The organism is Anaerosinus sp., from assembly GCF_965318445.1.
In genome coordinates this window covers 146191-160749 of record NZ_CBDNNH010000025.1, presented here as the reverse complement: position 1 = coordinate 160749, position 14559 = coordinate 146191, and the positions used below count along the sequence as shown (strand labels likewise).

Genomic DNA, 14559 nt, shown 5'->3' with positions numbered 1-14559 from the left:
CACCCTTTTTCTTGAGGAGACTAGTCCATAACTTCTCGTATTACATATTTTGCAGCCTGATAAGCAATAAATCCTGCTGCTGCAACCTTCATCACATCAGTCATATCGTTTGCGTGACTTAATTGGCGAAGCGTACGACGATATTTATTACCAAACATAATAACACCTCCTCGATTGATAATATAACCAATCAAGAAGAAAAAAAACAAGCTTTTATTTGGAAAATTTATGGAACATGTATTCTTGCTAATGTTCTTCCGCAAGAGCATTTCTCATGGTCTAAAGTAACTAAGACACCTGTACGATAGCGAATGATTGGCATCGCTTCTGAAATAAGGGAGGTTAATACAAGTTCTCCCATTCTTCCATCCCGAATCACTTGGCCATCAGCTAAACTCACAACTTCTGGATAAAAGTAATCTTCCTGAATATGATATCCATTCTTAGCTTTACACGCACAAGCGATTCCAGGAGTAAAAAGCTCCGGTATTGAATATAAGTTAAATACTCTTACGCCAATGCGACTGGCGATATGAGCTGCCATATTACGCTTGATTCCATTATGACTTAAAAAAATTGTTTTAACCGACATCGACTGTAAATCATAGTCAAGTGCTTGCGCAGCCACCACCAATTGTAAAATACGCTGCGGATCACTAATTAATGTCGATACATGTAATTTATCAATAACGGCCAATTGTTCTTCTAATTTTGCTGTAGAGACTGATACCACCGTTGCACCCAATACCTCAGCAGCATGCTGTAATCCTAACACATCAGCTGTTAAATGTCCGCTACAAATCTGAATTACCGAAGATATATTTACACCACCAGCAACTAATGCCCGTGTAGTCATCTCCGTGGCTCTCTCAAGATCTCCAGCAGTATATGCTCTAGCAATTGCTTTTTTACCTTCACCGATCATATGTAACCGAATAATTTCACTCATTGGCATAGCAAGCATTCCAAATGGTGCATTGGCAATTAAATCGTCCTTTGTTGTAAAGGGAAGTTTTTTTATATCATCTAAAGATTGAATATCTTCCACATTTATATTTTCCCATTGAGCACGATAGAAAGAACTTTTTTCATGTGCCCACTTCACTATCTTTTGCAATCTCTCTTTTTGCAATTGACGCATTTCAGCACGTGACATTGTTTCTATTCCTATATTGCAATACATGAATACTCCTCCATCAATGGCATAACTGAAGCTATTTCAGCAAAAACCTATTTATTACTGCAAGAAAACTCCAATCCATGAGCTACACCGGCTTTGACCTTATCCCCCATGGATAAAATAATAAGCAGTAAATAAAGTTGTAAGATAGTTAAATAAAAATTTATAAAAGTAATCTTTGCCAACCAACTATTAATTATATTTTAACACATTTTAGAACATAATAGTCGTGGAGGTGTTTATTTTGTCTGAATTTATTTGTAATCATTGCTCAAATTACATAAACACAGAAGAAAAAATTTGTCCTTATTGTCAATCAAAATTTATTTTTTCCGGAGAAAATAAAAATATAACCGACAAATTTATTCCAAATTGTTTAGTTCATCGTTATGATGGCTCTGATTTGCTCGAAAAAGGAAGAATTTTAAAAGAAGGAAAAGTAAATAATAAAATTGCCTTAAAATTAAAAGATTTCAAGCACCCAATTACAGTTTCTAAAGATAAAATTTATGATTTAAATCCTGAAATTCTTGCTTCTATTGAAGCACTACGCCAAGAACGTAAAGAAGTGATGGAACATTACGATTTCTTAATCGGCGAATATTGGCATCAATTAGACCCTTTTACCCATTAAAAAATCCCGTTGTTTTCACTTCTTCATGTCTGAGTAATTCATCTATGGTCACGAAGGAATATCCTTGCGCTCTTAAATCTTCAATAATTGTTCCTAATGCTTTGGGTGTTGGCAAGTTAGGCTGCCCATCATGCATCAAGACAATCCCACCTGGTTTAACATTATCCTCCACGCGTTTAATCATTTCCGACACACTTGGCGATTGCCAGTCATGGGGATCTACTGACCAAAGAATCGTGGTATACCCATGCCGTTTTGCTTCCTCAAGGACATTATCATTGAATAATCCTCCCGGTGGTCTAAAATATCTAGGTTTTGAAGCACATTGACTAATAATAGATTCTGCTTTTGCGAGCTCATCAGCGCAATCTTTGGGGCCCATTTTAGATAAATGGCGATGCGTATAAGAATGACTGGCGATTTCATGGCCGTCACTTGCCGCTTGTTTTACAAGCTCAGGATGCTCTACTGCATTTTCTCCCAAAATAAAAAACGTAGCTTTCACATTTTTTTCTTTTAAAACTTCCAAAACTTTTGGAGTTGTTTTAACATTGGGCCCATCATCAAATGTGAGTGCTATAACTTTATCCTTCGTATCAATATGCCTTACAATATGCACTTCTTCTACAGCAATACTTTGCCCTATTTTCGCTCCGACCAAAATAATAAAAGCTGTTATTGAAAAAAAATACTGCCACTTTCGTTTCACACGTCTCCCCCCTAATCTATCCATTATTTTAAATACTACGCAATAGAAATGAGAGTTATGATATTCTTTCGTATGAAATTGGCTTACCATCCATATAATCTGTTGAAAAGATTTTAGAGGAGGACTACCGATTATGCACTTTTGGATAAAATTATTCTTGATCTTAACTTTATTGCTTCCTATTCCAACTGAAGTAATCGCCAAGCCTGCCCAACTTGAAATTAACGCAGCCGGCGCCATATTAATTGACGCGAAAACAGGGCAGGTATTATATGAAAAAAATTCAAACAAGCAGCTTGCTCCCGCCAGCACAACAAAAATCATGACCGCTATCCTCGCAATTGAAAGCAATAGGTTAGACGAAAAAACGACAATTAGTAAAAATGCCGCATCCGTACAAGGCTCAACTATGCATTTACAAGAGGGGCAGTTAATTAGTTTGCGGGAGTTGGTGACAGGACTTATGATGCGCTCAGGGAATGATGCTGCTATTGCCATCGCCGAATTTCTTTCCGGTTCCGTAGATAAATTCATCGTTGAAATGAATAAAAAAGCGCGGGAAATAGGTGCTATTCATACGAAATTTCAAAATCCGCATGGTCTGCCAACGAAAGATCATTACTCCACAGCCTATGATTTAGCCTGGATCGCTCGTTATGCGATGAATAATCCTACTTTTGCTGAAATCGTAAGTACGCGCAACACAAGTATTGATTGGGAAGACAGTGCTGGTAATGAGCATGAGCAAAACCTTAAAAATACCAACAAGTTATTATGGATGCTAGATGAAGCGGATGGGATTAAGACGGGTACAACAAATGAAGCCGGACCTTGTTTGGTTTCCAGTGCAACAAAAGATGACCAACGATTAATTGCAGTAACATTAAACGACAAAAACCGTTGGGAAGATTCACAGAAACTTTTAAATTGGGGCTTTGAAACTTTTGATTTGTATGAATATCCAATCGAAGAAGAATTATCGAATGAAATAAATCGCATAGCTGTAGAATATGGAATTGATACAACGGTGAAGTTGGAAGCTAGCGAAGAACCTTTTGTCGTAATTCCTAAAGGTAAACGTGAAAACCTCATCGTAAAAACCAACGTGCCGAAAAAAATAAATGCCCCTGTTTATCAGGGACAAAAAATCGGCGAAGTACATTTTATCATGAATGATAAAACCCTTCGCACGATTGATTTAGTTGCGGCCAACAACGTAGAAGAAAGAACATTAGCAAATTTTCTTCTCAATTATCTCACAACAATTTTTAAATTGTTTTCCAGTTGGGGAATCGTCTAAAACGGTTTGCGATAGAAAAACGGCAGATAACTAACGTAACCCATATCGCGGAAATTTAGAATTGCTTCTGTACCACCAACGAATAATACGCCACCCGGTTTAAGTGCTTCAAAGAAACGTCGATACAATTTATCTTTTGCTTCTTCTGTAAAATAAATAACAACATTGCGACATAAAATCAAATCAAAACCTGTTTCAAATTTATCTAATAGTAAATTATGTCTTTTAAATTCAATACGCGATTTAATATCCTCTGAAACAACATATTTATCATTTTCCAGCCTAAAGTGACCCTTTTCTCGCGACTGAGAAATATTTTTCACTTCATTTGCCGTATAAACACCTTTTTTAGCTTTTTCTAAAATTTCAATATCTAAATCAGTCGCCAAAATACGATGACGCGTATGAGGGGTTAAATCATTTAGTATCATTGCTAAAGAATAAGGTTCCGCTCCAATGGAACACCCAGCACTCCATATGTTTAGTTTTGAGTTTTTCTTTAACAATTCCGGAATCACTTTTGCCTCTAATTCCGAGAATTTTTCCGGTGTGCGGAAAAACTCGCTTACGTTAATCGTTAAATATTCTACAAAATCACTAAATCGTTTGGAATCATTTTCAATCAGTTTGAAAAATTCCATATAAGTCTTCGCATTATTGCGTGTCATAAGATTTGTAATTCTACGCTGCATTTGATTTGCTTTATATTGGTTTAAATCTATTTGGGATTTTGCCTTGAATTTTTCTTTAAATAATTCCCAGTCTCTTTCATCAGCCATATTTTCATCTCCTATCACCTTAAAAAACTAAATTTAATAATACATTAATTCAACATTTTCGAACAAACTCCTACTTGTTTTTATAATATACGAGATAATCTCCATCTGTACCATATTTAAATGTATTAAAAATAAAAGGGCTTAGACAATAAAGTCTAACCCCTTTTATTTTTAATACATTTTTTATTTTCACTACTTAATCTTCTTTTTTGTTTCAAGATACTCTAAATACTGTTCGACTTCAGCAATCGTATCCGGATCCGCAGAAATAATCTTATACAAAAGCTTTTCCTTTCTATCCAAAGGATTTTTCTTATTTTTTATACGCTCAAACTCATCGCGTCCTAGTAAATAATCTATTGTTACATTAAAAAAATCCGCTAAAGCTTTTAATGTTTGTGTATCTGGATCTCTTTTATCATTCTCATAAAAATTATATGACTGTCGGCTAATATTTAAAGCTCTTGCAATATCAGCCTGGCTTAAATTCCTCGCCTCACGTAATTCTCTTAGTCGATGCAATAAAATCACCTCTTAGTGATTAATTATAGCAATTAAACCCCTAGACAAGTTCTATTAGCAACTTAAAGTAGCTCATTTTAAATAAAGCTACATTTTGTTGACATAAATTCTTGAATAAGATATGATTAAAGTTAATATAAGATAATGCCAGCTTATATAAACTTTATATTATAAATAATATATGAAAAAAATATAATTTTATTCTAGCCTTAGAAAGGGGAATATAATGCTAAAAGAGATTACTTTATCTTTAACAGATGAGCTTGATTTAATCACAAAATATGAAGCCGCTGATCTAGGCTTATCGCAAGATGAACTTATTGTTATTTGTATCATGTTAGGATTAAAAGAGTATTTATTGACACTCTCCCCACAAAAATAATTTATGCGTATACATAAAATAAGAGGTGATTACAAAAATCGTAAACAATTTTGTAATCACCTCTTATTTTATTTCATCAATGAGTAATTTACTGATTAACATCATCTTAATCAAATTTTACTTTATCGCGCCAATATCCAAACTGATATCCAATGCTTTCACTGAATGAGTGAGCGCCCCAGAAGAGATAATATCTACTCCTGTTTTCGCTATATCAGCAATTGTAGATTCTGTAATACCGCCCGATGCTTCAACAATTGCCGCCCCATTGATTCTTGCTACGGCCTCTTTCATCTGCATTAAGCTCATATTATCCAACATAATAATATCAGCCTTTGCTTTTAGTGCCGTTTCCAACTGCTGCATACTTTCAACTTCAACTTCGACTTTTACCGTATGTCCAATTTTTGCCCGCACGCGTGCAACAGCTTCACTAATTCCACCTGCAACTTTAATATGGTTATCTTTAATCATCACCGCATCATACAACCCTAATCGATGATTTGCTCCACCACCAACGGTAACTGCATACTTTTCCAGCATACGAAGTCCTGGAGTAGTTTTGCGAGTATCAACAATTCGCGCTTTTGTACCTGCGAGCAATACAGCAAACTGCGCTGTTTTCGTCGCTACACCGCTCATACGTTGTAAAAGATTTAACGCTAATCGCTCACCTGTTAGAATCGCCCGTGCGTCTCCTTCAATCTCGGCAATAATTGTCCCTTTTGCTAATTTTGTTCCATCTTCAACGCAAGCATGAAAAGAAATCGAATCTGATAACGATAGAAAAACAAGTTTAGCTACATCGACTCCGGCTAAAACCCCCTCTTGCTTTGCATGAATAATTGCTTTCGTTTTTGCTCCTTTGGGTACGATATTATTGGTTGTAATATCTCCACCGCCAATATCCTCTAAGAGCCACTCTTCAATTTGATGCTTTACTTGTATTTGAGAAAACTCCATCTTCTTTCCTCCTATTTGCGCTGAATAATATGCTTGCGCCATAACGCTAAACGATCTGGATAATCACTGCGATAATGTCCACCACGACTTTCCGTACGCATATTCGCAGCAGAACAAATCAAGGCACTCGTCGTTAACATATTTAAATATTCAATTTGCTCTATATCCGCCGTCTCACGATTAAACCAAAATTCGCGTTTTGCATTGAAGAACTCTTCCGCTTTCATTAACCCATCCTGACAGCGAATTAATCCGATGTAATTCGTCATCACTTGTTTTACCTCTTGCAGCTTCGCTTGAATATCTGTTAATTCAGCCGCCTTTCTCAGCTCATTATATTCCCACTCGCTATGCTTTATCTCAGCATTTCCTTTAGCAAGTATCCGATCAATAATCCTTTTCCCATATGCCAAGCCTTCTAATAATGAATTGCTCGCCAGACGATTTGCCCCATGAAGTCCTGTACAGGAAACTTCACCAGAGCAATATAATCGCTCAATTGAACTTTCTCCCCAGCGATCAACTTTCACTCCACCCATCATGTAATGTGCCGCCGGAGCAACAGGTATAAAATCTTTCATAATATTTATGCCATAATCAAGGCATGTTGCCGTAATCGTTGGAAAATGCTGATCAATATTTTTAATACCACTGACGTCAAGGTACACATGATCTGATTCATCTGCTCGCATCTCATTAAAAATAGCCCTTGCAACAACATCACGTGGTGCCAAATCAGCTAACTCATGATAACGTAGCATAAAGCGTTCGCCCTTCGCATTTCTAAGCACACCACCAGCGCCACGTACCGCTTCAGAAATTAAAAAATTTGGTATATTCGGAGCAGCAAGTGAAGTTGGATGGAATTGAACAAACTCCATATCCATCACCTCTGCCCCAGCACGATATGCTATCGCAACACCGCTACCTGTCGCACCATCTGGATTCGTTGTATGACAATACAGTTGTCCTAGCCCCCCGCTCGCTAAAATCACAGAGTTTGCTCGAATAACTTCTAAATCTTTATGTTTATGTAAAATAAGTGCGCCTTCACAAATATTGTCTTCCACTAATAAATCTACAACAAAATGATGTTCCAACAATTTTATATTTGGTAGCGCTTTTACCGCTGCGAGTAATGCACGAACTACTTCTGCTCCCGTTGCATCCCCTTTGGCATGAATTACACGATTTCGACAGTGACAACCCTCACGCCCCAAACATATCCCATTTTCATCGTAGTCAAAAACGGCGCCTAAATTCATCAATTCCTTGACTTCCTTGCGTCCCTCTTTCACTACAATTTTAACTGTTTCTTCATCACACAGACCTGCACCTGCAACCAAAGTATCTGCAAGGTGTAAATCCAATGAATCATCTGCACCTAAAGCTACAGCAATCCCACCTTGCGCTTTGTTTGTATTGCTGTCAAGCAGCGTATCCTTTACAGCGATAACGACAGAAAGCCCTGCGTGAGCAGCATTCCAAGCAGCCATCAATCCGGCCACCCCGCTGCCAATTACAAGGCAATCCGTTCGCATCTGTCTAAGTTCTTTCGTATTAAAATTTAACGCATATCGACGCTCCATGACGTCACACTCCTAACGACAAACCTCTAGCATCTTAGTCAAACTTCCGACAGCTTTTTCTCTCATTTCAGCCGGAACAATTACCCGCGGCTCTAATGTTTCTAATGATTTCTTTATCTTTTCCAAACTGATTTTTTTCATATTTGGACAAACCATAGAATCACTTGCTAAGTAAAACTTCTTCTTTGGATTGTCCTTTTCTAGCTGATGAAAAACACCACATTCCGTAGCAATGATAAATTCATCATGAGCACTTGCTTTTGCATAATTGATAATTTCCGTTGTGCTTCCAATATAATCAGCTTTCGCAAGAACATCCGCAGGACATTCAGGATGGGCAAGGACTTTTGCATTTGGATGCTCCTCGCGCATATCTTCCACTTCTTCCACAAATAATCCATGGTGAACAGGACAAAAACCAGGCCAAAACTCCATTTTTCTATTTGTTTTTTCACTTACGTATGCACCAAGATTTTTATCCGGGACAAACAAAATGTCCTTATCTTTTGGAATAGAATTTACTATTTTAATTGCATTTGCTGATGTACAACAAATATCACTTAATGATTTTACTTCCGCAGTCGTATTTACATAAGCTACAACTACAGCATTCGGCATTTCAGCTTTCTTTTTCGCCAATGCAGCGCCTGAAATCATTTCTGCCATACGACAGCCAGCATCTGCTGCTGGTAATAATACAATTTTATCCGGTGATAAAATATTTGCAGTCTCTGCCATGAAATGCACACCACAAAACACGATTACGTCCGCATTTGTATTTGCCGCTTTACGTGATAAATCCAAAGAGTCACCAACGAAATCAGCAATTTCTTGAATTTCTCCGGGCTGATACAAATGCGCTAAAATTACCGCATTTCGTTCTTTTTTTAACTTCATTATATCTGCAATTAAATCGCTCATGAAAATACTCTCCTACAAAAAATCTATCTAAAAACCTATGCAAAGCAGAATAAGCCAAGTTTTTCTCTATGCTTTACATGTGAACATTCATGTTTGAAATTATAATACTATTTCAATCTTATCGCAAGTATGTATACATAAAACAAAAATACCGACAATTTGACAAAAATATCAAAACTATCGGTAAATGAAATCAAAAATTTATTTTATAAAGGGGAACAGGTTAACAAATTGCAAAGTTAAATCCAAATCGCTCACATTTTTTCTCATCTTCCGAATCGGGCACTTCATTAATGATAAGACCTTCTTCAAATAAATCCGCACCGAACGATATTACACGATCCTGCCAGTTCCTCATCCATTCTCCATCACCCCAGCCATAAGACCCAAATAACGCGACTTTTTTCCCCTTTAACAGTTCTTCAATACTTGTAAAAAGAGGTTCAAATTCACTTTCTTCCAAAACTTCACATCCCATAGACGGACATCCAAAAGCAAATCGATCAAAACTTTCCATATCAGCTATATTAAATTCACTGACATGGAAAAGAGTGCCAACATTGCCGCTATTTTCAACTCCTTTACTCATCGCTTTCGCCATTTTTTCTGTATTTCCAGATCCACTCCAATAAATTACTGCAACCTTTTTCATCTTATCTCTCCTATCCTACTTTTAATAAATTCAACAAACTTTCACCTTTTTGTAATCTTCTGCAAAAAATCTCACTACAGCGTGTATATTTATGAAAAATTTGTTCCGCATTGTATACATTGGTATAAACTTTCCAATATCCATTCATCTTGAAATTTTTCCCATTATACTTTAAAAATCCAACAACATCATCATAAGGGAATCCTAAAAACAAACCAATTTCATGCGGAAAATCTTTTTTTATTCGCATTCTTAACTTCAAATGTTCAATTTTATCTTTTAGAGAAGCTTCAATATCATAGCCTAGTCTTTGTAAGAATAATGCGATTCTATCTTCCTTCAAAGTTTTTGCTAAATCTTTTTCTTGATAAATAAATAAGAGGATATAACGCTCAGTTTCTACTAGCGTCGTAATCTCTATTCCTTTGCAATTTAAACATTGATTATATTCTTCCATTAAAGATTTCCACTCAGAAAAATTCTTTTTCTGTAAAGAAATTACGGTGCCGTCTTTTATCCCTGCTAATGTCGGGGCACCATAGAATGCTAACATTTTTTCAAATTTCTCACACAAAATCATCCCTCCTTGCTTTTTTATTATAATTTATTTGATAATGATTTTCAATATCAAATAAATTATAATTTTTACATAACTGTACAATACATGAATCGAATTGCGTTCCCGAGCAGCGGATGAGCTCTTTTACCGCTTCATCGGTACGCAAGGCCGTTCGATATGCTCTAGCACTCGTCATCGCATCAAAAGCATCTGCAATTGATACAATTCTTGCACCGATTGATATTTCATTTCCCCTCAATCCATCAGGGTATCCATTCCCATCTATACGCTCATGATGATGACGAACAATATCAATAATAGAATCTAACACACTAATTTTTCCAACAATTTCAGCACCTATACAAGTATGATTTTTCATTACCGCAAATTCTTCACCTGTCAATTTTCCTATTTTATTTAAAATTGCATCAGGTATGCCTATCTTACCTATATCATGTAAATGAGCACCAATATGAATGCGAAGCTGTTCCTTTTTAGTAAAATTCATCTGTTTCGCTATTTTTAAAGATAACTCCGCAACTCTTTCGGAATGACCACAAGTATATGGATTCTTTGCATCTAATGCAGTTCCTAGCACTTCAACAATTTCGTGCAAAAATCCATCAAAAAATAAATGTTTCTCCATGAAAAGTTTTCTCCTAAAATACTTTTTAGAAAATCTTATCTAAGTTTATTACATTCTATATTGCTTATAATCAAAGAGCTGCCCAATATCGTTAGAATATTGAGCAGCCTTTGAATTTATATATTTGAGAGTCGATATTGATAATATAACACAAATGATATTGAATATCAATATCATTTGTGTTATATTTTTTATTTTTTTCAAAATTTATATTTTATTGAGGTTTTTTTTAAAGCATGATAGAATTCAAAAAGGATAACTCTTCCTTTTTTATTAATCATCTCCTATAAAATTATATTAATTTCTAAAGTAATCTGATATTTTCACGCTAAGATCTTCCACGGAGGTATATCCAATGCTCAGAAAACCAATTTTATTTTATATTATCTTTCTTTATCTATTTGCAATTTTCTTTTCATTCGGTGAAGTGTTTGCCAAAGAGAAAAAAATAATTAAAGTCGGATATACCAATTATGCAAACCTAATTGAGAAAAAGTCTGATGGCAGCTTTGATGGCTATGGAGTTAACTATTTAGCTGAAATTGCTAAATATACAGGTTGGGAATACGAATTTATTAATGACACTTGGGGAAATAGCTTGGATAGCTTAAAAAAAGGTGATATTGATTTAATGTTACCTGTTAAATATACAGATGAACGTAATGAATATTTTGATTATTCAAAGTATCCCATTGGCTTTGAATCGAGCGTTATCTACACAAATCAAGCAGATGCTTATTATAACGATGCCAAGTTTCTTGAAGGAAAACGAATTGGGATAGTAAAAAAAAGTTTTGAATCTGACACGTTAACACATTATGCAAAAGAATATGATTTTAGTTATATACCTATAGAATATGAATCTACTGGACAAATGCTCACTGCTTTAGAGCAACAAAATGTAGATGCTATATTAAGCGGGAGTTTATTCCACCCAATAAATTTAAAGGTGATTGCGAAATTTTATCCAGAACCGCTTTATTTCATTACTCGAAAAGATGACATTGATGTTATGCGTTCACTTAATGATGCATTAACGCAGATTAAAACCCATTCACCTTATTTTGATACAGCCTTGTACCAAAAATACTATGGAAATAGCGATTATAGTATTCAACCTTTTTTTACACGCGAGGAAGCTGAACTCGTTCAAAATATGCCACCCATTAAAATAGGTCTCATTTCTAATCGTCATCCCATCGCTTTCAAAGATGCTTCCACTGGCGAAATGGCTGGAATTTCTAAAGACATTTTGACCTTAGTCAGTAAAATTACTGGTCTAAAATTTGAATTTGTTCCTATTCCCTCTGGAGTAAATCCACTTTATTACCTTCAAACAAACGACATTTCTTTTGTTGTCTATCCTACTATAGATACCCCAACTCTAATAAATAATGATTTTATCATTCCAAGTTCTCTCCTTACAACCTCTTTAATGATTGTCGGTAGATCTGGCGAAAGTTATAGTGCCTCAGATAAGCCTACAGTCGCAATTTTATCTGGTCTAGATGTCTATGATGAGATTGTAAAAAAGAACTTTCCCAATTGCAAGATAACCCATTTAGAAAGTGTTGAAGAATGTTTAAATGCCGTAAAAAATCATAAAGCCGATTTAATGATTCAAAATTCTTATGTTCTTGATTATCAGCTGCAAAACCCACAATTTGAAGACCTTGCTATTCATCCCACTGCCCTTTCCTATGAACAAATATCTATAGCATGTTTAAAAAGTATCGATCCTCGACTTATCACCCTACTAAATAAAACTATCAATTCTTTACCCAAAGCTGAAATCGACCAATGTATTATTAAAAACACCGTAGCTAAGCCGTACAAATTTACAATCAAAGATTTAATTTATAAATATGAATATCCGTTAATATGTATCTCTATATTAGCATCATTTTGTATTTTTCTTATTTTATATACCTTAAAACAACGTCACCAACACATCAAAATCTTACAAGCAAAAAACAAAGAATTATCTAAAGCCATTTTACAGGTCAAAACAGTAAATGAAGCTAAAAGCCGTTTCTTATCTAACATTTCACAAGAACTAAGAGCACCGATGAACGCAATTATTGGAATAACAGAGTTGGCAAAACAAAATATAAGTAACATCCCCAAAATGAAATTTTATTTAACGAAAATATCTTTTGCTTCAAAGATACTACAGAACATTGTAAATGATGTTTTGGATATGTCAGCAATTGAAACTTCTAAATTGAAAATTTCTCATACAATTTTCGATTTAACACAAACTTTATCTACTTTAAATTCTATGTATTATGCACAATGCAAAGAAAAAAATATAGAGTTTGATTTAATCATAAGGGGTATGACGGAGGAAATCGTTCGAGGCGACCAAATGCGCTTAAATCAAATTTTATTAAACCTTCTATTTAATGCATTAAAACGCACAAAACAAAATGGTAAAATCCAGCTTATTGTTACCCAAGAAGACATTAAGGAAAATAAAGTTTATCTACAATTTACAATTTTTGATACTGGAATTGGAATTCCAAGCGAAATAAAAAAAGAAATATTCCACACCCTTGAACAAGCGTTCATTTCTGATCATATAAAATTTAAAGGTTCAGGGCTTGAGTTATCTATTGTAAAAAACTTGGTAGATTGCATGGATGGTACCATTTCTCTTAAAAGCGTTGAAAAAAAAGGAAACTTTTTTACAGTAACACTTCCATTTGGTTTAGTTGAAAAAAAATCATCCAAAGTGCCACCTTTATATAAAAATATTCGCATTCTATTCATCGATGATAATGTTAACAGCGTAGAATATGCCTCATTTATTTTAAACCAAATGAATCTCACCTACGATTATGCAAAATCCGGGGAAAGTGCATTAGATTTTATTAAGGCGAAGTACTATGAACTATGCTTTATTAATTATGATTTGATTAATAAAGATCCTACACTTCTTAAGAAACTTCGCGAAACATCTCTTCAAGATATATTTATTACGATTTTTTCAGCATATTATTTACTTCATACTATTGAATCAATACAAGCCGATGGAGCAAATTTAGTTTTAACTAAACCATTTTTCAAATCTACTCTTTTTGATGCTTTTATCGCATTATCCACAGAAAATCACTTAAACGAATCTACACCCCACCATTCTTTTAACTTTTCCGGACATTGTGTATTGCTATTAGAGTCTAACGACACGAATTTAAAAATTCTTTATGAACTTTTGAACATTACAGGCATTAAAATTATTACAGCCAATAACGGGCAAGAAATTGTCGATAAATTTTTAATGGCATCCAAAAACGAATTTGATTTAATTTTTATTGATATAGATAATTTACCATTAGGCGGTTATCAGGCGATTGAGAGGATTAGAAACTGCACACATGATTGTGCAAAAACAATCCCAATTATTGCAATAAAATCAGATTCATCTATTACAAATGAAAATTTGAGTAAAATAACCGATAAAATCATCAAACCTATTGATGCTCGTAAATTATATCCATTATTAAACAAATATATAAAATAACCCTTTTATTCTTTTCTAAATTCCCATGTAATATATTAATAGGATAAAAAATTTTTAATAAGCGAAAAATAACATAAGACTTGCTTCATAGGGAGTTTATCTTCTTAAGAATCCTATAAAAAGGCAGATTATTTCTGTCTTTTTATTTTTACAATAACTTTTTTAAAATTAAAGATTGTCATCCTCTTACAAGAACGCTA

At 34.6% G+C, this 14559-nt stretch carries 15 protein-coding genes; 4 read left to right on the top strand and 11 right to left on the bottom strand.

Annotated elements, in window-relative coordinates:
- Positions 1 to 20 precede the first annotated feature (20 nt).
- Positions 21 to 158: a hypothetical protein gene (locus ACWZFG_RS12685; protein WP_177505525.1), complete on the bottom strand. Its 138-nt coding sequence runs from the start codon at positions 156 to 158 to the stop codon at positions 21 to 23.
- Positions 159 to 226: 68 nt separating this feature from the next.
- Positions 227 to 1183: a phenylacetate--CoA ligase family protein gene (locus ACWZFG_RS12680; RefSeq protein WP_177505526.1), complete on the bottom strand. Its 957-nt coding sequence runs from the start codon at positions 1181 to 1183 to the stop codon at positions 227 to 229.
- A 241-nt stretch (positions 1184 to 1424) separates the two neighbouring features.
- Between ACWZFG_RS12680 and ACWZFG_RS12675 the strand changes: the two genes are divergently transcribed.
- Positions 1425 to 1814: a hypothetical protein gene (locus ACWZFG_RS12675; RefSeq protein ID WP_455577755.1), complete on the top strand. Its 390-nt coding sequence runs from the start codon at positions 1425 to 1427 to the stop codon at positions 1812 to 1814.
- Here ACWZFG_RS12675 and ACWZFG_RS12670 read toward each other — a convergent pair.
- Complete coding sequence (locus tag ACWZFG_RS12670; RefSeq protein ID WP_455577754.1) at positions 1804 to 2523, bottom strand: polysaccharide deacetylase family protein; 720 nt, start codon at positions 2521 to 2523, stop codon at positions 1804 to 1806. The genes ACWZFG_RS12675 and ACWZFG_RS12670 overlap by 11 nt on opposite strands.
- Before the next feature lie 133 nt (positions 2524 to 2656).
- Between ACWZFG_RS12670 and ACWZFG_RS12665 the strand changes: the two genes are divergently transcribed.
- Positions 2657 to 3823, top strand: a complete 1167-nt coding sequence (locus ACWZFG_RS12665) for a D-alanyl-D-alanine carboxypeptidase family protein (protein ID WP_455577753.1) — start codon at positions 2657 to 2659, stop codon at positions 3821 to 3823.
- On the opposite strand, the gene ACWZFG_RS12660 is transcribed toward ACWZFG_RS12665, so the two are convergent.
- Positions 3820 to 4602: a CheR family methyltransferase gene (locus tag ACWZFG_RS12660; protein ID WP_177505530.1), complete on the bottom strand. Its 783-nt coding sequence runs from the start codon at positions 4600 to 4602 to the stop codon at positions 3820 to 3822. The genes ACWZFG_RS12665 and ACWZFG_RS12660 overlap by 4 nt on opposite strands.
- Before the next feature lie 192 nt (positions 4603 to 4794).
- A complete protein-coding gene (locus ACWZFG_RS12655) occupies positions 4795 to 5124 on the bottom strand; it encodes a helix-turn-helix domain-containing protein (protein WP_177505531.1) in 330 nt (109 codons plus the stop codon).
- A 226-nt stretch (positions 5125 to 5350) separates the two neighbouring features.
- Between ACWZFG_RS12655 and ACWZFG_RS12650 the strand changes: the two genes are divergently transcribed.
- The gene (locus tag ACWZFG_RS12650; RefSeq protein ID WP_177505532.1) at positions 5351 to 5506 is read left to right on the top strand and encodes a hypothetical protein; all 156 of its coding nucleotides are present in this window, start codon (positions 5351 to 5353) and stop codon (positions 5504 to 5506) included.
- 117 nt (positions 5507 to 5623) lie between these two features.
- On the opposite strand, the gene nadC is transcribed toward ACWZFG_RS12650, so the two are convergent.
- From nadC to ACWZFG_RS12620, 6 genes are all read right to left on the bottom strand, one after another.
- Positions 5624 to 6469, bottom strand: a complete 846-nt coding sequence (nadC, locus tag ACWZFG_RS12645; protein WP_455577752.1) for a carboxylating nicotinate-nucleotide diphosphorylase — start codon at positions 6467 to 6469, stop codon at positions 5624 to 5626.
- An 11-nt stretch (positions 6470 to 6480) separates the two neighbouring features.
- Entirely contained in the window at positions 6481 to 8058 is a 1578-nt protein-coding gene (gene nadB, locus ACWZFG_RS12640) for an L-aspartate oxidase (RefSeq protein WP_177505534.1), read from the bottom strand.
- A gap of 12 nt (positions 8059 to 8070) precedes the next feature.
- Positions 8071 to 8979 (bottom strand): quinolinate synthase NadA, encoded by a 909-nt coding sequence (nadA, locus tag ACWZFG_RS12635; protein ID WP_147669644.1) that lies wholly within the window; start codon positions 8977 to 8979, stop codon positions 8071 to 8073.
- 223 nt (positions 8980 to 9202) lie between these two features.
- Complete coding sequence (locus ACWZFG_RS12630) at positions 9203 to 9631, bottom strand: flavodoxin (RefSeq protein WP_147669643.1); 429 nt, start codon at positions 9629 to 9631, stop codon at positions 9203 to 9205.
- Positions 9632 to 9641: 10 nt separating this feature from the next.
- The gene (locus ACWZFG_RS12625; protein ID WP_177505535.1) at positions 9642 to 10205 is read right to left on the bottom strand and encodes a DUF3793 family protein; all 564 of its coding nucleotides are present in this window, start codon (positions 10203 to 10205) and stop codon (positions 9642 to 9644) included.
- Positions 10198 to 10836 (bottom strand): HD-GYP domain-containing protein, encoded by a 639-nt coding sequence (locus ACWZFG_RS12620; protein ID WP_177505536.1) that lies wholly within the window; start codon positions 10834 to 10836, stop codon positions 10198 to 10200. Before ACWZFG_RS12620 ends, ACWZFG_RS12625 begins: the two co-directional genes overlap by 8 nt.
- 355 nt (positions 10837 to 11191) lie before the next feature.
- Between ACWZFG_RS12620 and ACWZFG_RS12615 the strand changes: the two genes are divergently transcribed.
- Positions 11192 to 14359 (top strand): transporter substrate-binding domain-containing protein, encoded by a 3168-nt coding sequence (locus tag ACWZFG_RS12615; RefSeq protein WP_455577751.1) that lies wholly within the window; start codon positions 11192 to 11194, stop codon positions 14357 to 14359.
- Positions 14360 to 14559: the final 200 nt, after the last annotated feature.